Annotated in this window: 24 protein-coding genes and 1 tRNA gene; 6 read left to right on the top strand and 19 right to left on the bottom strand. The window is 65.8% G+C overall.

The annotated features are described in order from the left end of the window. Window positions 1–41 precede the first annotated feature (41 nt). The 8 genes from ACOQPI_RS05205 to ACOQPI_RS05170 form a co-directional block, all read right to left on the bottom strand. A complete protein-coding gene (locus tag ACOQPI_RS05205; RefSeq protein ID WP_420618632.1) occupies window positions 42–740 on the bottom strand; it encodes a chlorite dismutase family protein in 699 nt (232 codons plus the stop codon). 15 nt (window positions 741–755) lie between these two features. Next, on the bottom strand, window positions 756–2,018 hold the full coding sequence (locus tag ACOQPI_RS05200) for an ABC transporter substrate-binding protein (RefSeq protein ID WP_420618631.1): 1,263 nt from the start codon (window positions 2,016–2,018) through the stop codon (window positions 756–758). Between the two features lie 19 nt (window positions 2,019–2,037). Next, window positions 2,038–2,337 carry a DUF1330 domain-containing protein gene (locus tag ACOQPI_RS05195; protein WP_420618630.1) on the bottom strand — a complete coding sequence of 100 codons (300 nt, stop codon included), beginning with the start codon at window positions 2,335–2,337 and terminating at the stop codon, window positions 2,038–2,040. A gap of 78 nt (window positions 2,338–2,415) precedes the next feature. Beyond that, a complete protein-coding gene (locus ACOQPI_RS05190) occupies window positions 2,416–4,053 on the bottom strand; it encodes a thiolase C-terminal domain-containing protein (protein ID WP_420618629.1) in 1,638 nt (545 codons plus the stop codon). Between the two features lie 11 nt (window positions 4,054–4,064). Further along, a complete protein-coding gene (locus ACOQPI_RS05185) occupies window positions 4,065–4,859 on the bottom strand; it encodes a formate dehydrogenase accessory sulfurtransferase FdhD (protein WP_420618628.1) in 795 nt (264 codons plus the stop codon). Further along, window positions 4,856–5,326 (bottom strand): FABP family protein, encoded by a 471-nt coding sequence (locus tag ACOQPI_RS05180; protein WP_420618627.1) that lies wholly within the window; start codon window positions 5,324–5,326, stop codon window positions 4,856–4,858. Before ACOQPI_RS05180 ends, ACOQPI_RS05185 begins: the two co-directional genes overlap by 4 nt. Window positions 5,327–5,362: 36 nt before the next feature. Beyond that, window positions 5,363–6,988: a chaperonin GroEL gene (groL, locus tag ACOQPI_RS05175; protein ID WP_420618626.1), complete on the bottom strand. Its 1,626-nt coding sequence runs from the start codon at window positions 6,986–6,988 to the stop codon at window positions 5,363–5,365. A gap of 116 nt (window positions 6,989–7,104) precedes the next feature. Further along, complete coding sequence (locus tag ACOQPI_RS05170; RefSeq protein ID WP_420618625.1) at window positions 7,105–7,380, bottom strand: ubiquitin-like small modifier protein 1; 276 nt, start codon at window positions 7,378–7,380, stop codon at window positions 7,105–7,107. 57 nt (window positions 7,381–7,437) lie between these two features. On the opposite strand from ACOQPI_RS05170, the gene ACOQPI_RS05165 reads away from it, so the two are divergent. Then, the gene (locus tag ACOQPI_RS05165; RefSeq protein WP_420618624.1) at window positions 7,438–8,334 is read left to right on the top strand and encodes a glucosyl-3-phosphoglycerate synthase; all 897 of its coding nucleotides are present in this window, start codon (window positions 7,438–7,440) and stop codon (window positions 8,332–8,334) included. A 121-nt stretch (window positions 8,335–8,455) separates the two neighbouring features. On the opposite strand, the gene ACOQPI_RS05160 is transcribed toward ACOQPI_RS05165, so the two are convergent. The 3 genes from ACOQPI_RS05160 to ACOQPI_RS05150 are packed head-to-tail and all read right to left on the bottom strand — an operon-like array spanning window position 8,456 to window position 10,374. Next, complete coding sequence (locus tag ACOQPI_RS05160) at window positions 8,456–9,442, bottom strand: glycerate kinase (protein WP_420618623.1); 987 nt, start codon at window positions 9,440–9,442, stop codon at window positions 8,456–8,458. A gap of 8 nt (window positions 9,443–9,450) precedes the next feature. Further along, window positions 9,451–10,092, bottom strand: coding sequence for a LytR C-terminal domain-containing protein (locus tag ACOQPI_RS05155; protein ID WP_420618622.1), 642 nt, complete (start codon window positions 10,090–10,092; stop codon window positions 9,451–9,453). A 21-nt stretch (window positions 10,093–10,113) separates the two neighbouring features. Then, a complete protein-coding gene (locus tag ACOQPI_RS05150; protein ID WP_420618621.1) occupies window positions 10,114–10,374 on the bottom strand; it encodes a DUF3263 domain-containing protein in 261 nt (86 codons plus the stop codon). A gap of 136 nt (window positions 10,375–10,510) precedes the next feature. On the opposite strand from ACOQPI_RS05150, the gene ACOQPI_RS05145 reads away from it, so the two are divergent. The 3 genes from ACOQPI_RS05145 to ACOQPI_RS05135 all read left to right on the top strand — a co-directional run bounded on the left by ACOQPI_RS05145 (window position 10,511) and on the right by ACOQPI_RS05135 (window position 11,392). Next, window positions 10,511–10,583, top strand: a tRNA-Thr gene (locus ACOQPI_RS05145). 46 nt (window positions 10,584–10,629) lie between these two features. Next, the gene (locus tag ACOQPI_RS05140; RefSeq protein ID WP_420618620.1) at window positions 10,630–11,142 is read left to right on the top strand and encodes an AAA family ATPase; all 513 of its coding nucleotides are present in this window, start codon (window positions 10,630–10,632) and stop codon (window positions 11,140–11,142) included. Next, the gene (locus ACOQPI_RS05135; RefSeq protein ID WP_420621072.1) at window positions 11,108–11,392 is read left to right on the top strand and encodes a hypothetical protein; all 285 of its coding nucleotides are present in this window, start codon (window positions 11,108–11,110) and stop codon (window positions 11,390–11,392) included. The genes ACOQPI_RS05140 and ACOQPI_RS05135 overlap by 35 nt, the downstream gene beginning before the upstream one ends. Before the next feature lie 57 nt (window positions 11,393–11,449). Here the strand turns inward: ACOQPI_RS05135 and ACOQPI_RS05130 are convergent, their stop codons facing one another. Further along, entirely contained in the window at window positions 11,450–11,584 is a 135-nt protein-coding gene (locus tag ACOQPI_RS05130) for a hypothetical protein (RefSeq protein WP_420618619.1), read from the bottom strand. A 40-nt stretch (window positions 11,585–11,624) separates the two neighbouring features. Between ACOQPI_RS05130 and ACOQPI_RS05125 the strand changes: the two genes are divergently transcribed. After that, window positions 11,625–12,764, top strand: a complete 1,140-nt coding sequence (locus tag ACOQPI_RS05125) for a carboxylate-amine ligase (protein ID WP_420618618.1) — start codon at window positions 11,625–11,627, stop codon at window positions 12,762–12,764. Between the two features lie 54 nt (window positions 12,765–12,818). On the opposite strand, the gene tcmP is transcribed toward ACOQPI_RS05125, so the two are convergent. From tcmP to ACOQPI_RS05090, 7 genes are all read right to left on the bottom strand, one after another. Beyond that, window positions 12,819–13,898, bottom strand: coding sequence for a three-Cys-motif partner protein TcmP (tcmP, locus tag ACOQPI_RS05120; RefSeq protein WP_420618617.1), 1,080 nt, complete (start codon window positions 13,896–13,898; stop codon window positions 12,819–12,821). A 4-nt stretch (window positions 13,899–13,902) separates the two neighbouring features. Next, on the bottom strand, window positions 13,903–14,649 hold the full coding sequence (locus ACOQPI_RS05115) for a DUF5131 family protein (protein WP_420618616.1): 747 nt from the start codon (window positions 14,647–14,649) through the stop codon (window positions 13,903–13,905). Window positions 14,650–14,705: 56 nt separating this feature from the next. After that, window positions 14,706–15,074: an aspartyl protease family protein gene (locus ACOQPI_RS05110; protein ID WP_420618615.1), complete on the bottom strand. Its 369-nt coding sequence runs from the start codon at window positions 15,072–15,074 to the stop codon at window positions 14,706–14,708. 74 nt (window positions 15,075–15,148) lie between these two features. Further along, a complete protein-coding gene (gene rlmB / locus ACOQPI_RS05105; RefSeq protein ID WP_420618614.1) occupies window positions 15,149–16,024 on the bottom strand; it encodes a 23S rRNA (guanosine(2251)-2'-O)-methyltransferase RlmB in 876 nt (291 codons plus the stop codon). After that, window positions 16,021–16,503 carry a 2-C-methyl-D-erythritol 2,4-cyclodiphosphate synthase gene (gene ispF / locus ACOQPI_RS05100; protein WP_420618613.1) on the bottom strand — a complete coding sequence of 161 codons (483 nt, stop codon included), beginning with the start codon at window positions 16,501–16,503 and terminating at the stop codon, window positions 16,021–16,023. The genes rlmB and ispF overlap by 4 nt, the downstream gene beginning before the upstream one ends. Further along, window positions 16,500–17,138 carry a 2-C-methyl-D-erythritol 4-phosphate cytidylyltransferase gene (ispD, locus tag ACOQPI_RS05095; protein ID WP_420618612.1) on the bottom strand — a complete coding sequence of 213 codons (639 nt, stop codon included), beginning with the start codon at window positions 17,136–17,138 and terminating at the stop codon, window positions 16,500–16,502. The genes ispF and ispD overlap by 4 nt, the downstream gene beginning before the upstream one ends. 13 nt (window positions 17,139–17,151) lie before the next feature. Beyond that, a complete protein-coding gene (locus ACOQPI_RS05090; RefSeq protein WP_420618611.1) occupies window positions 17,152–17,802 on the bottom strand; it encodes a dienelactone hydrolase family protein in 651 nt (216 codons plus the stop codon). Between the two features lie 112 nt (window positions 17,803–17,914). On the opposite strand from ACOQPI_RS05090, the gene hemB reads away from it, so the two are divergent. Continuing rightward, the gene (hemB, locus tag ACOQPI_RS05085) at window positions 17,915–18,901 is read left to right on the top strand and encodes a porphobilinogen synthase (RefSeq protein WP_420618610.1); all 987 of its coding nucleotides are present in this window, start codon (window positions 17,915–17,917) and stop codon (window positions 18,899–18,901) included. The last annotated feature ends 4 nt before the right edge of the window (window positions 18,902–18,905 follow it).

Genomic DNA, 18,905 nt, shown 5'->3' with positions numbered 1-18,905 from the left:
AACCTCCCCCTTGAACATGCGAGCGAGCCTCCGCCATCCTCCTACAAGAGCCGCCCGAGGATCGTCTCAACCGGGGCCACCATACCGGCATAGAAGGGGCCGAACTCGGCGTAGCGGGCCGACGCCTCGTCGTAGCGCATGGTGTACACCACCTCTTTGAGGTCGTCGGGGTGCTCGCAGAACAGGGTCACCCCCCACTCATAGTCGTCAATGCCGGTGGAACCGGTGATGAGCTGCAATACCCGCCCCGAGAATTTACGGCCGGTGGCACCGTGGTCGTACATCAGCTCTTTGCGGCGCTCGAAGGCCAGCTCGTACCAGTTCTGATCGGGGTTGCGGCGCTTGGACATGGGATAGAAGCACCATGCCGGCTTCCCCTCGGGCGGGAGCTGCGGGTACAGCCGGGCCTGCTTGGTCTCTTCGGGAAGCCCTGCCGCATACTCCGAGAGCTCGGTGAGCGACACATAGGAGTCCACGATTTCGAGCCCACCTTGGTGCAACGCGGTCTGGAAGTCTCGCAGTCGCCACAGGTCGGCATGCAGGGCCATGAAGGCAACATCGGCCTTGTGGCCTAGCACGGCCACCGTCACCACCTGCACCCCTTCGGCCTCAGCCTCTTTGACCGCAGCGGTGATGGCGCCGGGGTCTGGGGTCGGGCCGGGCCTTGCGAACAGGTGAACCACACCGATCCCGATAGACGGCTCTACCGGTGAGGCTCTATAGGTTGCACGGTCGCTCATCGGGAACTCAGCATCCTAAGGCACATCGATGTCTTGGATTCTGACCACTTGGAGGGCGCCGTCGCGCACTTGGGCAATGCCGAAGCGTCCCACCGAGATGTCGCCAACCTCGTCGAGGTCCAGCGGCCCCGACACTCCGTCATAGTCAATGTCTACTCCCTCTGCCATCAGAGCAGCGCACTCGCCGTAGCCAAAGCACTTCGTGCCATAGCGGGTAACGTTCTGCACTTCGGCGAGAATGTCCGGGCCCTCCGTCGAGCCTGCGGCCAGCGAGGCCAGAGCCAGCACAACGACGCAGTCGTATGCCTGGCCGCCGAAGACCACGTTCCCGTCGACGAGTTCCGACAGCCTCTCGTTGAACTCAATGCTGCCCGAGGCGGCATACACCGTGAACCCGTCGAGCAGCTCCGGATTGCCCGGGCTCACGATTGACGGGAGCTCCACATCGAACATGCCCCCGCCACCGTGCATCGCGCGGGGTGGAATGCCGGCCTCCAGCAGACTCCGCAAGATCTGCGCTCCCTCCGCAAACGCGAGAATGACGACGGTATCGGCCCCCATAGAGTGCACCGACTCTGCGATGTCCTGGAAGTTGACCGCATCCTGGGAGAAAACCACCACTTCAGAGGCCACGTTCAGCTCTTCCAGGCTCTCGGCCAGCAGTTCCGACAGCGACTGCCCCCAGTCATCGCCCCGCGCCAAGATGGCCACATTCGTCCCACCGCCGCGTGCGATGTTGTCGGCGATGACCGGAGCGTCGGCTCTCGTGGTCGTAACCGTGCGAAAGAAGAACTCGGCGTTCTGCTGGGTGCTGAAGGCTGCCGACGTGTTCGACGCCGCACACTGGGCGATCTGGGATTCATAGAGGGTTTGGATTATCCCCTGGGACACTCCCGAGGCTGCTGCCCCGATGATTGCGTGGGCACCCTCGCCCAGCAGCCGGTTGACGGTTTCTATGGCGATATCGGGATCGGTGCCCGAGTCGCCGGCCAGAATCTCTACTCGGCCACCGGCGGCCCGCACGTCTTCCACTCCGAGACGCACGCCGGTGATCTCAGGCAGGTACAGGAAGCTGAGTGATCCTGTCTCCGGCAGCACGACACCGATCACCAGTTCAGGGGCATCGGCCAAGAATTCCGCGGCCCCGCCAGACTGCGGCACCTCTTGTGGCCCAGCCGGGGCTCGCTCCTCGCTTGAACTGTCAGAACTGCCGCAGGCCGAGCTGATCAGCCCCGCAGCCAGGAGGATGGCAACAGCCCCGACGAGCCGTCGTCGCATGTCCCTCACTGGTGCATGGTCAGTCGCCGAAGCCGTTCACCAGCACAGCGAAATGGCGGCTGGTGGCGTCGTGGCGCTTGCCGACCACCGCCTGGTATCCCTCGGATTCCCACACCTCGCGGGCCTTCTCCTTGGAGTCGAACTTGATCACCACCGTCTGGTGGCCGGCGGTGTCGCCCTCGACCACCTCCGACTCGGTGTCGAAGGCAACCAGTTCAGCGCCGTCGCCGATGCCCAGGGCGCCGGCCGCGCCCTGCATGTACTCCCCATAGAGCTCGGGGTTGTCCACCTGATAGTTGACGATGATGTATGCAGCCATGGCCCACTTCTAGCAGACCGGATCAATCTCGAACGAAGAGGAACGCGGAACTGCCCGAGGCGTTGCCAGAAATGCAGATCAGCTTCGCGTGAAGAGGAAGGCGCCGCCGGGATGGCCGCCGCCGGTGCTGACCACCGCCACCTCGGCGTCGTCCACCTGCCGGCCCCCGCCGTGGCCCCGGAGCTGGGTTACCGCCTCGTGCAGGAACCCGTAGCCGTGCAGCCGCCCCGCCGAGAGCTGGCCCCCGTGGGGGTTGAGCGGGATCTCCCCGCCGCGGGCGATGCGGGTGCCGCCCTCCACGAATGCCGCCCCTTCGCCCTTGCCGCAAAAGCCCAGACCCTCCAGCCACGACAGGGCATTGAAGCTGAATCCGTCGTAGAGCAGGGCCACGTCCACGTCGGCCGGCTTCAAGTCGGTGCGGCTCCACAGGTGGGCCGAGGGGCCGTCCACCATGGGCTCGTGCAGCAGCGTCCCCTGGTCCCATGACATCCGCTCGCGCATCTGAGTGCCCACCGCTTCCACCAGCACCGGGCGGTGGGGGCCGTCGGACGCCGCGTCCACTGCCGACACCACCAGGGCGGTGGAGCCGTCGCAGGGCACATCGCAGTCGAACAAGCCGAACGGTGTGGTGATCATGCGGGCGTCCAAGTAGTCGTCGATGGTCATCGGCTCCTGGTAGATGGCCACCGGGTTGTGGGCCGCGCCGGCCCGCTCGGTCACCGGAATCCACCCCAGCTGCTCCCGGGTGGCACCGTAGCGGTGGAAGTAGTGGCTGGCCATGAGCGCGATCCAGTTGCCCGCCGACATGGCGCCATAGGGCAGCCGCCACTCCATCTCCCCGGAGATGCGGGCACCGCCGCCCACCCCGGTGTTCTGGCGATTGCCCCAGGCAATCGACGTGGTCTCCCACACAGTGCGAAAGCACAGCACATGGCGGCACAGCCCCGCCGCCACCGCCAGCATGGCGTTGACCACCGCGCCGCTCTGGCCGGGGGTCTCCATGGTGCCGCAGAACCAGGTGGGGGCGATGCCCAGGGCGTCGGCCACCGGGTAGATGCCCCCTTCGGAGTGGCCGCCGTCTTTGGCGCTGCCGCCGGGATAGGTGGACAGGCCGTCGATGTCGTCCACGGTGAGCCCGGCGTCGGCCACCGCCGCTTGGCAGGCCTCTACTGCCAGGCCCATGGGGTCGCGGCCCAGCCGCCGACCCACCTCTGAGAGCCCGATCCCGGTAATGGCCACCTTCGACTCGAACTTGTCGGAAACAGGCATGGCCCGCACCGGGGCAGGGGCGGGCTCGGCGTACTCGTCCGCCTCAACCGGCGGCTCGCCGGTGGGGGCGAAAACCGGCAGCCACACGTCCTTGTGCTGCTCGAAGCGCACCGACACCGGCAGGCCGATCACCACGTCTTCGGGCTCGGCGTCCACGATGAGGGTGGTGAGTCGCACCAAGGGATCCTCCTCGATGGCCACCAACCCGATCACATAGGGCACCTCCATGTCGGGCAGCCACGGCTGGTAGTTCACGGTCAACCCCACCACTGTGGCCCGCCCCGACACCTCCCTGATCTCGGGCGCCTCCCCGCCTTCCGGGCACAGCACTCCGGGGGGATGGAGGTAGCGGTCGCAGGCCCCGCAGTACTGGAAGCGCAGCACGCCGTCGGCCCCAGCGGTCCAGAAGAACTCGTTCTCGGGCGTGAGCTTGGGCAGGGGGCGCATGCCCAGGATTCTTACGCAGGCGGGGAGTAGAAGTTGAGTTGGCCGTCGCGCACGAACCCGGCCAGGCCCAAACCGGCCGCCGCCGCCGTTTCCACCGCCAGGGCCGAGGGGGCGCTCACCGCCACCAACACGGCGAATCCCGCGGCCCACGCCTTCTGCACCATCTCGAACGACGCCCGGCCGCTCACAAACAGCCCCAGCCCGCTGGCGGGCAGGTCGTCGTCCAGCAGCATCCGGCCCACCACCTTGTCCACCGCGTTGTGGCGACCGATGTCCTCGCGCACCAGGGTGGGCTGGCCATCGACCGTGAAAGCGGCCGCGGCGTGGACTCCCCCGGTGGCGCCGAACAGGTCTTGAAAGGCCCGAACCCGTTCGGGGACTTCAGCCAAGACATCGGCGGATATGGGCGTTTCGCAGGGCGGCAGCGGGCTCAGCCGTTCCCGCAGCAACTCAATGCTCTCCGCCCCGCACAGCCCGCATGATGAGGTGGTGAGCCCTAGACGAGGGGTGGCCGGGGGGGCGCCGTCGGTCTCCACCGTCACCAGGTTGAACTCGGTGTCGGCAACCGGCTCGGTGGCGCAGTAGCGGATGGAGGTTACCGAGGCATTGCCCAGGAGCCCCTCGGTGAAGCAGAACCCGGCGGCCAGCTCGAAGTCGTGCCCTGGGGTACGCATGGTAGTAGTGACAGTCACGTTGTCGAGCTGGACGGTGAGCGGCTCCTCCACCACCAGGTCGTCGGGGCGGCGGTGCTCTTCGCTCCCGTCCCAGTGGCGCACCAGTACCCGCTGGGATCGCCCCCGGGTCATGACAGCCGATACATCTCAGAAACTACGTGGTGCTGGAGGTCCAGTCCCATGGCCGCCATGGCCACCGAGGAGTGCAACACCTCGCCTTCCACCCAGAAGCGCCGCTCGGTGGCAGTCACCGGCTTGGCGGAGCCGGTGCCCAGCACCGCAGTGGACGCCAGCTGGATGTCTTGATACTGGACTGTTCCTTCCAGCAGCTCGGCGATGCCCGACGGCTGCACCAGAACCAACTCGACTCGTCCGCCTTCTTGGGGACGCAGATACCCGGCCTCCGCGTGCAGGGGAAGCCCGGAGCCGGTGTCTTTGGTCTTCTGCGTGTAGGCCACAAACGGCTTGCCCGCGTGGGTGAAGGAAACCTCCTCGGCATACGAGAAGCCGTCAATGGTTGGATACACCCCCGTGCCGGTGCCCTGCCATGTTCCCAACAGGAACGCCAGCGGCGCGCACACCGGATGAAGCTCGGCCATACAACGACGTTACCGCCGTTGCCTGTGTTCCCGGGCTTAGAAGTCCATGTCGGGCATGCCGCCAGGCATCCCGCCGTTCTCATCGGGCTTGTCGGCCACGACGGCCTCAGTGGTCAAGAACAGACCGGCGATGGAGCCGGCGTTCTGGAGCGCCGAGCGGGTGACCTTGGCCGCATCGATGATCCCGGCCGTGAGCAGGTCTTCGTACTCGCCGGTGGCCGCGTTCAGCCCGGAGTTGCCCTCCAGATTGCGGACCCGCTCCACGATCACGCCGCCCTCGAGGCCGGCGTTGACCGCGATCTGGGCCAGCGGGCCTTCCAGAGCCTTGGCCACGATGCGAGCCCCGGTGGCCTCATCGTCGGCCGACAGGCTGTCGGCTGCACTGTGTACCGCGTCTTGGGCCCGCAGCAGGGTGACGCCCCCGCCGGCCACCACGCCCTCTTCGATAGCCGCCTTGGTGGTGCTGACCGCATCCTCGATGCGGTGCTTCTTCTCCTTGAGCTCCACCTCGGTGGCGGCACCCACCTTCAGCACGGCCACACCGCCCGACAGCTTGGCCAGGCGCTCTTGCAGCTTCTCCCGGTCGTAGTCGGAGTCGGTGTTGTCGATCTCGCCCTTGATCTGGGAAATCCGGCCCTCCACATCGCTGCGGTCGCCGGCACCCTCCACGATCGTGGTCTCGTCCTTGGTGATGACAATCTTGCGGGCCCGGCCCAGCAGGTCGAGCGTGGTGTTCTCCAGCTTGAGGCCCACCTCTTCGCTGATCACCTGGCCGGCGGTCAAGATGGCCATGTCTTGGAGCATGGCCTTGCGGCGGTCGCCGAAGCCCGGGGCCTTCACCGCGGTGGAGTTGAAGGTGCCGCGAATCTTGTTCACCACCAGGGTGGCCAGGGCCTCGCCCTCCACATCCTCAGCGATGATCAACAGCGGCTTGCCCGCCTGCATCACCTTCTCCAGCACCGGCACGATGTCGCGCACGGCGGTGATCTTCGAGCCCACGAACAGGATGTAGGGCTCGTCCAGCACGGCTTCCATCCGCTCGGCGTCGGTCACGAAGTAGGGGGAGATGTAGCCCTTGTCGAAGCGCATGCCCTCGGTGAAGTCCAGCTCCAGGCCGAAGGTCTGCGACTCCTCCACGGTGACCACGCCGTCTTTGCCCACCTTGTCGATGGCCTCGGAGATCAGCTCGCCGATCTCGGAGTCGGCGGCGGAGATGGCGGCCACGTTGGAGATCTGGCCCTTGTCGGAGGACACGTCCACCGACTGCGAGTGGATGGCCTCGACTGCGGCCTCCACCCCGGCTTCGATGCCCTTTTTGATGGACATGGGATTGGCTCCGGCGGCCACGTTCCGCAGCCCCTCGCGCACCATCGACCAGGCCAGCACAGTGGCGGTGGTGGTTCCGTCGCCGGCCACGTCATCGGTCTTCTTGGCCACCTCTTTGACCAGCTCGGCGCCGATCTTCTCGTAGGGGTCCTCCAGTTCGATCTCTTTGGCGATGGACACGCCGTCGTTGGTGATCGTGGGAGCGCCCCACTTCTTCTCCAGAACCACGTTGCGGCCCTTGGGGCCGAGCGTGACCCGCACAGCGTCGGCCAGCTGGTTCATTCCCGACTCCAGCGCGCGCCGGGCCTGCTCATCAAATGAGATGATCTTGGGCATCCTCGAACACTCCCTCTTGTACCATCGGCTTCCCGCCGAGTTTTAGCACTCTCGGTATGAGACTGCTAAAGGTTACCGAGGGGGGCGCGAAACGCCAAACTCTGAGTAGTGAGAAATCAGCCGCCAGCCACCGCGGGCACGATGGCAACCGTCTGGCCGTCCGGCACGGAGGTGGCCAGACCATCGGCGAAACGCACGTCGTCGTCGTCTACGAAAACGTTGACGTATCGGTGCAAGCCACCCCCCTCGTCAATGAGGCGGTCCATGAAACCGGGATGGGTGGCGTCCAGCGATGCGATCACGTCGCGGACGGTGTCGCCGTCCACGGTGACCTCGCTGGCCCCTCCGGCCAGGGGACGAAGGGTGGTCGGTATCCGGACGGTCACGCTCATGGGCCATGATGCTATTCGGATGCAGCCCAGGAAACGACTCGTGAATCGGGAGTCAGTGTGACCGGGCGGCGGAGATTCGCCGCGGGGGAGTTCACGGCTGCCGACCTCGTCGAACAGAAAGGATCGACGACAGTGTCGGTCTGTCTGCCCGCCCGCAACGAGGAGGCCACGGTGGGCGCCATCGTGGAAGTGGTCCGCAACGAGCTCATGGACAAGCTGGGCTTGGTGGACGAGGTGATCGTGATGGACGACCACTCCACCGACCGCACCGCCGCGGTGGCCAAGGACGCGGGGGCCACGGTGGTGGCTTGCTCCGACGTGCTCGACCACTTGGGCGACCAGCCCGGCAAGGGCGAGACGCTGTGGAAGTCGCTCTACATATCCACTGGCGACATCGTGGTGTGGTGCGACAGCGACGTGGCCAACTTCGGCGCCCATTTCATTACTGGCCTGCTGGGGCCATTGCTCATCGACGACACCATCGGATACTGCAAGGGCTTCTACCACCGCCCGGTGGGGGCCGACCAGCGGGGTGGGGGCCGCACCACAGAGCTGGTGGCCCGGCCGCTCATCGCACTGCTGTTCCCGGAACTCGTCGACATCATCCAGCCTCTGGCCGGGGAGTACGCCGGGAGGAGGGAGATCCTGGAGCGGGTGCCGTTCGTCCAGGGGTATGGGGTGGAGATGGGGCTGCTCATCGACGTTTGCCGGTTGGCGGGCTACAACGCCATCGCCCAGGTTGATCTGGGCACCCGCGTCCACCGCAATCGGCCCCTGCACGAGCTCTCGTCCCAAGCCACCGAGGTCATGCAGGTGGCCCTGCACCGGGCCGACCGCACTTTGGTGAATACTGCGATCACGCTGCGTCGCCCTGGATTCGGCGACACCGAGATCACCATGCAGGAGCGCCCTCCCCTCGTGGAGGTCACCGGCTACTTCCGCCAGGCGCGCTGACCGCCCTGCCCGGCTACGGGCCCAAGTGCTCCAGAACCACCCTGCCCGGCTACGGGCCCAAGTGCTCCAGAACCACCCTGCCCCGCTACGGGCCCAAGTGCTCCAGAACCACCCTGCCCCGCTACGGGCCCAAGTGCTCCAGAACCACCCTGCCCACCAACCCGACCGTGTCGGACATGGCCTCCTCGACCCCGAACCGCTCGCTGAGGCTGACGAGCTCTCCACAGGCCGGGGCGGCTTCCCCGTCTACCCGTCCGACGATGGTCAGCACCGGCACCCCCGCAGCCGCCGCCATCTCGCCCACCCCGCCCACCACCTTCCCCTGAAGCGATGTGGCATCCAGGGCACCCTCGCCGGTGACCACCAAATCGGCCTGCTCGATGCGGTCGTAGAGGTCAACCTCTTCGGCCAACAGCTCAAAGCCGTTGCACAGCTCGGCGCCCACGCACGCCAAGCCTCCGGCCAGACCGCCCGCCGCCCCCGAGCCTTCCAAACCGCCCACTTCGACGCCGTAGGTCTCTGCGTATACCTGGCTGAGCCGCTCCAGGCGTCGGCGCAGCAGCTCCACCTGAGATGCACTGGCCCCCTTCTGGGGCCCGAACAGCTCCGCGGCATCGGTGAAGCGGGTTCTCACGTCACAGGCCACGGCCAGATCCACTCCCTTCAGCCGTTGCGTCGGGTACAGCGCTCGCAGCGCGCCCAAGCCTCCATCTGTGGTGGCCGAGCCCCCCACGCCCACCAGCACCCGCCGGGCGCCGCGCTCCAACGCAGCCTCGATGAGCTCCCCGGTTCCATAGGTGGTGGCCCCCAGGGGATCGTTCCCCTCGGCCCCGCCCACCAAGGCCAGCCCCGACGCTTGAGCCATCTCAATCACCGCGGTATGGCGATGGAGGCGCCACGAGGCCTCCACCGAATCGCCCAACGGACCCGTCACGGTGGTGGTCCGGTTGGCCCCGCCCACAACCTCCAGCGTGCCCTCGCCTCCGTCGGCCATCGGGGCGGCATCGGCAGTGGCCCCCGACTGCTCGGCAGCCAGGACAATTGCCCGGGCAACTTGGGCGGCAGTGGCCGTCCCCCGGAACTTGTCGGGGGCGGCAACGATGTGCATTCAACCAGCTAGCCGGGGCGCTGGGCGAGGCTGTCGGGTCCGATCAGAACCAGGACGTAGGCGTTGCCCAAGGTATCGATGGTGATGCCCCCTGGAGGAGGATCGGGCATCGGAAAGAGCGGCTTCTCGCTTTCGCCCAGCAGCTTGGCGACGCACTGGGCGTCCACCTCATAGCCGGCTCGATAGTAGAAGGCCGAGTTCACCTGGGGAGTGGCGTTCCGGGGGGGCAGCGTTATGTAGTTGGCAGTGTTCAACTCACCCGAGAGACGACCGGCTGCCCCTCCGACGTCGGTGCCGTTGGCCACCATAACGCTGATGGTGGACGGATCGCGGCACTCCAGTTCCTCCTCCTGTGCGGGAGCAGTCTCCTGGGGCTCATCAGCGGGCGGGGCGGTCGCCTCCTCGGTCTCCTCGGGGGCGGGTGCCGGGGCGGGGGCTGCTTCGCCATCCCCCGACGGGGTCTCGACCGGTTCTGGAATCTCCTCTGCCTCCATCGTCGCCGTAGGCGTCGGCTGGGCCGCGGCCGGCTCGGAGTCGTCTTCGTCATCGAGGCCGCGGGCCAGCACGAAGGCGCCTGCGGCAATCAGGGCAAGAACCAACACAACCCCCTTGAGGGCCATCTGATTGTTGGGGGCTCGGTTCGACTCCATAGTGCCTCTGGCTCCGGACTGTTACGGCGACGGTTGGCGGCCAACCGAGGGCTGGCCGAACTTCGACCGTCTGCGGCGATCGCGCAATCGCCGCAGACGCCGCACGACCATGGGGTCGTACGCCATTGCATCTGCCTCTTCCAATAGTTCGTTCAGCAGCTGATAGTACCGGGTTGTGGAAAGCTCGAAGCGCTCGCGGATCGCAGCCTCCTTCGACCCGGTCTCCTGCCACCAGGTGCGCTCAAAATCCAAGATCGCCCGATCTCTTCTCGTGAGAGCCATTCCACAAGCGTTACCCACCACTAGGCGCTATTCAAGCACCCTCCCCAAACCGCACCCCTTATGCTCTTGAATGGAGGTCCGAGGAGCCTCCCAATTCAACGCCCGAGTAGCTTTCCCAAGCTCTCGACAACTCAACGCCCGAGTAGCTCAGTCGGCAGAGCAGCTGTCTTGTAAACAGCAGGTCGCAGGTTCGATTCCTGTCTCGGGCTCTTTGTGATGTCACAGACAGGCTCGCGCCCTCGCGATTCCATTCGCATGGCAAACAAGGAAGTTCTGATCATCGCCGGCCCGAACGGCGCCGGAAAGACGACCTTCGCGTTCAGATATTTGCGCATCAAGGATCAAGGTCTGCCGTTCGTGAATGCCGACCTCATCGCGTCCGGCCTCGCACCTGTCGGAGGGCGCAATGCCGATGTGGCCGCGGGCCGGCTGATGCTGGCCGAGATCGACGGGCTCGCGGCGGAGGGTCGCAGCTTCGCATTCGAGACAACCCTGGCCGGGCGCGGCTATCTGCGTCGGATCGACAAGTGGCGGGGCAGCGGCTACCAGGTGATTCTTCTGTTCCTTTCGTTGCGATCTCCCGAGGATGCCATTGAGCGGGTCCGGCAGCGGGTCGGTCAGGGCGGCCATCACGTTCCCGACGAAGCTGTGCGGCGCCGATTCGACGCCGGTCTCAAGAACCTGCGCAAACTGTATGCCGATAGGGTTGATGACTGGATTCTCTTCGACAACAATGGTCTTGTTCCCAGAGTCGTCGAGCGGGGGTGAGTTCTCAGTGGTCACCGAACCCGGACAAGTCCAAGTAAACGGTCAGCATGGTTCGCCGCGTGACGACGAGTGGCTGGAGGACGTATTGGAGGCGCTGCGGATGGCGGCTAAGGACGCCCATCTCAAGGCCTACCAGACAGGCACAGGGGTGGTGTACCGCCGTAATGGCAAGATGGGCGTGTATCCACCTGACCCTGACATGTACGAGGACCTGATCCCGGCCCAGTTCGAGGACAGCTACGAGATCTGACGCTCCCGTCGCACTCGTCGGGCTGGAAACCCCTGGTGCCGTCCACGCTGTTGGCGGTCAGGCTGGTGGTGGGTGATCGGCTGCCGTCGATGTCCACAACGCGGTGCCTCGGGCTTGGTACTCCACATCGTAGGCGGTGCAGGAGGTGAGCCCGGTCTGCCGGGTCGGGCGGTTGGAGGTGCTCGACGCCATCGCCGTCTAGCCTCAGCGTTGTTGTCGGAGAGGAGTGCCAGTGGCAGAGGAACCGGCCTGGTCGATCGGGATAGAGGAGGAGTACCTCCTTGTTGAGCGGGAGAGCGGGGAGCTCATCACCGAGCAGCCGCCCGGAATCCAGGAAATGGTGACCAACCTGCACCACGGTCTCGTCGCCAGGGAGCTGTTCAGCTCGCAGCTCGAGATCGGCACCGGCATCTGCACCGACTTCAAGCACCTGCGGGCCGACATCGGACTCCTGCGCCTTGCGGTTACCGAGGCCGCGGCCGAATACGGGCTGGCGCCCATCGCGGCCTCATCCCACCCGTTCGCTCGCCCGCACGAGCAGAAGGTGACCGAAGGAGAGCGCTATCGGGCTTTGGCTGAAGATCTCCAAGGCGTGTCCCGCGGGCTGGTCATCTCCGGCCTGCACGTCCACGTCGGCATCGAAGACCCCGACCTACGGATAGACCTGATGAACCAGGTCTCCTACTTCCTGCCCCACCTGCTGGCCCTTTCCACCTCATCGCCGTTCTGGGAGGGCCGCAACACCGGCCTAAAGAGCTACCGCATGGCGGTGTTCCGGTCGCTGCCCCGCACGGGGCTGCCGGAGAAGTTCGACTCGTGGGCCGAGTACCGGCGCCATGTAGACGTGCTGGTGCAGGCCGGGGTCATCGAGGACTCCACCAAGGTTTGGTGGGACATCCGCCCGTCGGAGCGCTACCCCACTCTGGAGATGCGGGTCACCGACCTGCCCACGAGGATGGAGGACACGGTTGCCGTCGCCGCCATGTACGTCTGTTTGCTGCGGATGCTGTGGAGGCTCAAGCTGGAGAATCGCCGGTGGCGCAGCTACGCCAACTTCCTCGTGGCAGAGAACCTGTGGCGGGCCGAACGCTACGGAATCACCGACCGCCTCATCGACTTCGGCAAAGGCGAGATGGTGCCGGTGCCCGACCTGGTGGAGGAAATGATCGAATTGGTCAGGCCCGACGCCGATGCCCTGGACTGCGTGTCGCAAATCGAGCACACCCGCACCATCTGCGAACGGGGCACCTCAGCCGACCGCCAACTGGCCGTCTACCGCGAGGCAATAGGAAACGGCGCCACCAACGAAGAAGCGCTCCACGCCGTAGTTCAAACCCTCATCGCCGACACCATCGCCCCACCCCAAACCTAACGGTCGGGCTGGCGGTGGCGGCCTACCTCGAAGTTGCGATCTGCGGTGGATGCCCTAGAACAGTTGTTCGTCCGCCAAGCTGAACACGCGATCCGCATAGGAACGGCCGGTGCGCACCTGAACCACTTTGTGCTGCGCCAACAGCCGGTCCACGGCGGGTTTGACGTGGGCCCTTTTGTAGATCGTCTCCAGGAGGGCGTCCTCGCGGAGCTCTGCCATGCTGTGGTCGCGCTCACCGAGCAGTTTCAGGATACGAATTTCTAAAGGGGTGAAGTCTGGGTGCAGAATGTCGAAAGACATCTGGTTGGGATCACGCGGATCTCGGAATCGCTGACCGGAGACACCGTCGACCTCCCACAACCCGTCCTTGAACTTCTCCACGGCGACCTTATTCGTGGTCCCGAAGAAGAGATGCAGGGAATGCCCGCCTTCGTCGATCATCTCGAATGTCAGAACGTACGGAAAGCCAGCAGAGTGAAGACCCTGACGGTACAGACCCAAGAGGAACGACTTCTTCTCATCAGTCGGCAGCTGACTAACCCTCCGCCAATCGCTGTGCCCAAAAACACGTTCGCCTGCTTCCTGTTCACCGTCGGCGAAGCGGATGAAGAACTGATCCTCAAATGTAACGAGCACTTCAGATGATTGTTGTTGGGCGATCCGCCGCACAATCTCATAGTCGGTATCGACACCCCAGCCGTCGAGATTGGCAAACACTGGTCCAGCCCACCCACCTACTTCGGCAATCGCCTGCTCAAAGAGGTCGCCGCACTTGCCACGATGGACGCGCATCACCAAGTCGGATGGACTACTTGGAAGCGGGAACTGAGCGTCAAGAAGTTTCTCAAGGTGCTCAGCGCGTCCGCGGTGATCCTCGATGAAGACGAGCCGCGTCTGAGTACCCCAGCGCGTCACCTCGCTCCGCAGCGCTTGTTCCACCGCGATCGCGGGCGAACTGTCTTGGGCGTTGGTGTACTCCCCTGGACCAGCGAAGCCGTCGAAGAACGTAATCCCGACATCGTGAAACTGCCTTGCCATGATGGGAAACCACGCTTGCATGTACCGGCGCAGCAACGTGTGTTTTGCTGCCGTGTGGGGGTCACGCTCCCAGAGGATCCCAGTTGGAACGGCCATAGGGTCAGGCCGCCGCCTCCTCCGGGAGCTGGTCCCATACTTCGCCCTCCAGTTCTCGGCCGCCGGCCTTGGGGGTTCTGCCTCCCCATTGCTTGAAGAAGAACGCAACGCCCGCCGAGGTGCAGGTATCGCGAAGCTCGGTAGCCCAAGCTGGCTCCATGGGCCGCGCGTTCGCACCAGATTCGCCGCCGGCGATTAGCCACTGGATGCCCTCCAGGTCGAGTGCGCCGAGAGGGCCGAGAAGAGGTTCGGCGCTTACGAAACGCACTGCTGCCGGAACCTTACGAAGGTGATCGATGCGGAAGGCATACCGGCGAGACTCCACGCTGACTCCCATCCATAGATTCGGCGGCCAGTCGAACTCACCTGCTATGCGGCTCAGCCGCTGTGCTCGCTTGGTGAGCACCTGGTACTTGTGCTGAGGCGTTTCTCGGATCACATCAAAGACCTGCTTGATGAACTCGAGTGGAACGTCCTCGTGAAAGAGATCGCTCATCGAGTTCACGAAGACGAGCCTCGGTGCGCTCCAACGACGAGGTATATCGAGCGATGAGGGATGGAGCGTGAGCCTGAAGCCTGGTCCACTCGTCCTCGGGTCGCCATCGAGCTGGTACTTTGACGAGCCCATCGCCTTGAGCCGTTTCGACAGCGTGAGCGCATAGCAGTTATCGCACCCTGGGGATGTGCGGTCGCAACCGGTCGTGGGGTTCCACGTTGCCTCGGTCCACTCGATCGCCGACTTGTCAGCCATGCCATCCACTGTAGGACCAAGGTGTGACAGTGGAGGAGTTGGCTTCGACGGTTCGGTCAGCTGGCCATTTGGTACAAGATGAGTTGGGTGGGCACTAGCTGTTGTTCGACCGGGTCGACGGCGAGGGCTAGGCCCTCGAGGGTGTAGGCACCAAGCAACGCCGGGCCGTTGTCTTCGCCGAAGACAACGAGGGTCACCTCGCTCTCTTCTTCCACAGTCACCCATGCTCGTCCGTATTCCATGATCGCCCGTCGGCCGTCGGCCAAAAGGAATCGGCGCTGGCCAATGGGCTCTACTCCCATCTCGTGTAGCAGCCGACCGGGCAGGGTGGTGTAGGCAGCGCCGGTGTCCACGATCGCCTCGATCTCCTTGGACTCCCCGCCGTCCATGCTGGCAACTCGAATCGGCAGAGCAAAAGTTCCCATACGATGATGCTACATAAAGTCTCAGAAATTGTCAATCACTAAAAATACGTCACATTGATTGATATTCATGCGCTTTAGGCACCCTGGCGGTGGCGGGCTACTTCGAAGGTGCCTATGGCTACGGCGGCGGCGGCGTTTAGGGAGGCTAGGTGTCCTTTTAGGGGGATAGCGGCCACTACGTCGCAGCGTTGGCGGGTTAGGCGGGAGAGGCCTCGGCCTTCGCTGCCCACCACGAGGGCTACTGCTTCGGAGGCCACGCTTATCTCGTAGACCGTGGTGGGGGCGGCGACATCTAGGCCCACCGTCCATACGCCGAGCTCTCCCAGGCGGGCCAGCGCGTTGGGGATGCCGGGCACGACCGCCATGGGCACGTGCTCGATGGCCCCGGCGGCTGCTTTGGCCGCGGCGGGGGTGATGTGGGCCGAGCGGTGGCGCCCCAGCACCGCGCCAGTGACTCCGGCGCATTCGGCGGTGCGCAGGGCGGCCCCTACGTTGCCCGGATCGGTGACACCGTCGAGCACCAGCAAGAACGGGGGGCGGCCATCGGAGGGACGGGCCAACTCCTCCAAATCGTGCTCGGCCAGGGGGGCGGCCCGAGCAATCACCCCTTGAGGGACCTCGGTGTTGGCCATCGACTCAAATTTGGAGCGGGCCACCTCTTTGACGGGCACCCGCAGCTCGGCGGCCAACTCCAGCACTTGGGCTAGAGCGCCGGTGGGGTTCTGCCCCGCGGCCACTACCACCTCTCGCACCGGACGGGTGCCTGCCAGCAGAAGCTCTCGCACTGCCTGGCGGCCCTCCACCCGGTCGCCACCCAAGCCGGCCTGTTGGCGGCGGCTGCGCTGATGGTCGCCTGGGGGCCGGCCCTTGCCCTGGCCTTTGTTGGCACCCCTGTTGGGGCCCCCGCCCCGACCTCGCCGGTTGCCGCCCCTCGGTCCTTGCGCGCTCACTGGCGCTCGATGAGGGCCACCGCCCAGCAAGCCAAGCCCTCACCCCGCCCCAGCGCTCCCATCGCCTCGGCCCGCTTGCCTTTCACCATGACCGGGGCCCCGACCACGTCGCTGAGCCGGGTTTGCATCTCATCCCGCCGGGGGGCTATCCGGGGGGACTCGGCCACCACCGTGCAGTCGGCGTTCACCACCCGCCAACCGGCGTCGCCCAACCGGGCCACTGTATCGGCCAGCAATCCAATGCTGTCGGCACCGGCCCACTTGTCGTCGGTGTCGGGGAAGAGCACGCCGATGTCACCCAAGCCCGCTGCGCTCAACAGGGCGTCGGTCACCGCGTGGGCCACGGCATCGCCGTCGCTGTGGCCCACCAGACCCGGGACTCCCTCAAACCGCACCCCGCCCAAGATCAATACCCGGTCGGGGTCGTCGCTGAACCGGTGGGTATCGAACCCGTGGCCGACTCGCATCTCCCCGCTCATGTCGCCAACCATGCCTCGGCGGCGGCCAAATCGTCGGGATGAGTGATCTTGATATTGCGGGGATGGCCCTCCACTGCAAATACGGCATAGCCGGCTGCCTCCACCAAGCTGGCATCGTCGGTGGCATCGGCAGCATCGGCGTGGGCCGCCCGCAACAGCTCGGCCCGGAAGGCCTGCGGGGTCTGCACGGCTTGCAGGGTGCTGCGATCCACCACTCCCCCGTCCACCCTGCGGATGGTATCGGTTACCGGCATCACCGGCACCGCACCGGCCGCCCCTGAGCGCACCTCCTCCACCACCCGCTCATAGACGTCGGCACCGGCCAGGGGCCGGGCGGCGTCGTGGACGCAGATGATGGCCGCATCGTCGGGCACCGCCTCAAGCCCATTGCGCACCGAAGCGGCCCGGCTCGCCCCACCGGCCACCACTGCGCTGGCGGCCAACCGGGCCGATTCGGCTTCTACGTCCCCGCCAGGAACCACCACCACCACCCCGTCGCTCACCTGGGCGGCTACTGCCACGCTGCGGTCCAGTACCCGGGCGCCGGCCAATTCCAGGTACTGCTTGGCGCCCCCGAAACGGGTGCCCGAGCCGGCGGCCACGATCACCGTCCAAACCGAGGGCCGGTCCGTCATCGCCGCCGGGCCTCTACTCGCTCAGGAACTCGATGACCCGAGCCCAGGCGTCGGCCGCATCATCGGGCCGGTGGGCGAGGCGGACCGGATCATGGACAAAACCGTGATCGGCCCCCTCATAGGACGCGACCACCGCACCAGCCGCCCCCAGTGCGGCCACGTCGTCGGGCGGCGTGAACGGGTCTTCGGTGCCGATGATCGCCAAGAGCGGGCACGGCTCTCCTGCGGCCAACAGATCGAGCGGCTCCCCCTGGCCAGGGCCCTTCCAGTGCTCGGGCAGGCGGATCATCCCGTAGAAGGCGGCCGCCCGGTGGAACCGCCCGGTGGCTGCGGCCTTGATGGCGTACATGCCGCCCATGCAGAACCCGGTGAGCACCACCGTTTCGCACTCGGTGGCGTCGGCCGCAGCCAGCACGTCGGCCAGCACCTCGTCGTCCACCAACTCGCAAACCGCGGCCATCCGCTCCTCGGCCACCAAGTGTTCTCGACCGGCAAAAACCTGGGGGGCGCACACCGTCCAGCCCTGCTCAGCGGCAAGGCGGGCCACATGGTCGTCGAAAAGAGGCCGCAGCCCCATCAGATCTGGAATCAGCACCAGTCCCCGGTCGGCATCGGCGACTGGGACCAGCTCAGCCGGCGTTCCCGTCGACAACTCGATGCGCATAGCCCTTGTTTAGCCCACCAACCGGACACAAAGAAGGTCTAGCCCGCCGCGAGCACTTGGTTTGCGAACTCTTGTTTAGCCGCAACCCGGCCATAGATGGGAGCATAGAGGCATGGCGCATCCGCATTTGGAGCTCACGGCTCGGCCCCGGCGCAACCGGCGCACCGCGGCCATTCGCGACATGGTGCGCGAGACCGAGCTCAGCCCAGCCCATTTCGTGCTGCCCCTGTTCGTACACCGGGGCCCCGACGAGCCCATCGACTCGATGCCCGGCATACACCGCTGGAGCGTCGACGGTCTGGTGGGCGAGGTTGGACGGGCCGCTGATCTGGGGGTCCGGGCGGTGGTGCTGTTCGAGGCCGCCCCCGACGAATTGAAGACCCCGGCCGGCGATGAGGCGTGGAACCCCGATGGGCTCATCCCCCAGACCATCGGGGCCATCAAGGCCCACCACCCCGACACGGTGGTGATGACTGATGTAGCCCTCGACCCCTACAACAGCGACGGCCACGACGGCATCGTGGCCCCCGACGGCACCATCGTCAACGACGAGACCGTCGAGGTGCTGTGCCGCCAGGCTCTGACCCACGCCGACGCCGGGGCCGACATCGTGGCCCCCAGCGACATGATGGACGGCCGGGTAGGAGCCATTCGAGAGACGCTCGACCACCATGGGCACACCGAGGTGGGCATCTGCGCCTATACCGCCAAGTACGCCTCCTCGTTCTTCGGGCCGTTCCGGGGAGCGCTCGACTCGGCGCCCCGCTCCGGCGACAAGAAGACCTATCAGATGGACCCGGCCAACAGCCGCGAGGCCCTGCGGGAGATGGAGTTGGACATCGCCGAGGGCGCCGACATGGTCATGGTCAAGCCAGCCGGTCCTTATTTGGACGTGGTGAGGCGCTTCGCCGATGCCTCAGTGGTGCCAGTGGCCGCCTACCAGGTGAGCGGCGAGTACCTCATGGTCAAAGCGGCCGCAGCATCGGGATGGCTGGACGAGCAGGCCATCATCACCGAGACCCTGTGCGGCATCCGTCGAGCCGGCGCCGACGTCATCTTGACCTACTTCGCGGTGCAGGCCGCCCAGATTCTCAGCTAGCCGA

This window comes from Candidatus Poriferisocius sp. (assembly GCF_965219815.1).
GTDB lineage: Bacteria > Actinomycetota > Acidimicrobiia > Acidimicrobiales > Bin134 > Poriferisocius.
The sequence above is the reverse complement of the archived record's forward strand: the minus strand, read 5'-3'. Positions and strand labels throughout refer to the sequence as shown.

What these genes read in the sequence shown, in the direction of transcription:
- ACOQPI_RS05205 (WP_420618632.1), bottom strand. Translation starts at nt 740, where the DNA reads ATGAGCGACCGTGCAACCTATAGAGCCTCACCGGTAGAGCCGTCTATC.
- ACOQPI_RS05200 (WP_420618631.1), bottom strand. Translation starts at nt 2,018, where the DNA reads ATGCGACGACGGCTCGTCGGGGCTGTTGCCATCCTCCTGGCTGCGGGG.
- ACOQPI_RS05195 (WP_420618630.1), bottom strand. Translation starts at nt 2,337, where the DNA reads ATGGCTGCATACATCATCGTCAACTATCAGGTGGACAACCCCGAGCTC.
- ACOQPI_RS05190 (WP_420618629.1), bottom strand. Translation starts at nt 4,053, where the DNA reads ATGCGCCCCCTGCCCAAGCTCACGCCCGAGAACGAGTTCTTCTGGACC.
- ACOQPI_RS05185 (WP_420618628.1), bottom strand. Translation starts at nt 4,859, where the DNA reads ATGACCCGGGGGCGATCCCAGCGGGTACTGGTGCGCCACTGGGACGGG.
- ACOQPI_RS05180 (WP_420618627.1), bottom strand. Translation starts at nt 5,326, where the DNA reads ATGGCCGAGCTTCATCCGGTGTGCGCGCCGCTGGCGTTCCTGTTGGGA.
- groL (WP_420618626.1), bottom strand. Translation starts at nt 6,988, where the DNA reads ATGCCCAAGATCATCTCATTTGATGAGCAGGCCCGGCGCGCGCTGGAG.
- ACOQPI_RS05170 (WP_420618625.1), bottom strand. Translation starts at nt 7,380, where the DNA reads ATGAGCGTGACCGTCCGGATACCGACCACCCTTCGTCCCCTGGCCGGA.
- ACOQPI_RS05160 (WP_420618623.1), bottom strand. Translation starts at nt 9,442, where the DNA reads ATGCACATCGTTGCCGCCCCCGACAAGTTCCGGGGGACGGCCACTGCC.
- ACOQPI_RS05155 (WP_420618622.1), bottom strand. Translation starts at nt 10,092, where the DNA reads ATGGAGTCGAACCGAGCCCCCAACAATCAGATGGCCCTCAAGGGGGTT.
- ACOQPI_RS05150 (WP_420618621.1), bottom strand. Translation starts at nt 10,374, where the DNA reads ATGGCTCTCACGAGAAGAGATCGGGCGATCTTGGATTTTGAGCGCACC.
- ACOQPI_RS05140 (WP_420618620.1), top strand. Translation starts at nt 10,630, where the DNA reads ATGGCAAACAAGGAAGTTCTGATCATCGCCGGCCCGAACGGCGCCGGA.
- ACOQPI_RS05135 (WP_420621072.1), top strand. Translation starts at nt 11,108, where the DNA reads ATGGTCTTGTTCCCAGAGTCGTCGAGCGGGGGTGAGTTCTCAGTGGTC.
- ACOQPI_RS05130 (WP_420618619.1), bottom strand. Translation starts at nt 11,584, where the DNA reads ATGGCGTCGAGCACCTCCAACCGCCCGACCCGGCAGACCGGGCTCACC.
- tcmP (WP_420618617.1), bottom strand. Translation starts at nt 13,898, where the DNA reads ATGGCCGTTCCAACTGGGATCCTCTGGGAGCGTGACCCCCACACGGCA.
- ACOQPI_RS05115 (WP_420618616.1), bottom strand. Translation starts at nt 14,649, where the DNA reads ATGGCTGACAAGTCGGCGATCGAGTGGACCGAGGCAACGTGGAACCCC.
- ACOQPI_RS05110 (WP_420618615.1), bottom strand. Translation starts at nt 15,074, where the DNA reads ATGGGAACTTTTGCTCTGCCGATTCGAGTTGCCAGCATGGACGGCGGG.
- ispF (WP_420618613.1), bottom strand. Translation starts at nt 16,503, where the DNA reads ATGAGCGGGGAGATGCGAGTCGGCCACGGGTTCGATACCCACCGGTTC.
- ispD (WP_420618612.1), bottom strand. Translation starts at nt 17,138, where the DNA reads ATGACGGACCGGCCCTCGGTTTGGACGGTGATCGTGGCCGCCGGCTCG.
- ACOQPI_RS05090 (WP_420618611.1), bottom strand. Translation starts at nt 17,802, where the DNA reads ATGCGCATCGAGTTGTCGACGGGAACGCCGGCTGAGCTGGTCCCAGTC.
- hemB (WP_420618610.1), top strand. Translation starts at nt 17,915, where the DNA reads ATGGCGCATCCGCATTTGGAGCTCACGGCTCGGCCCCGGCGCAACCGG.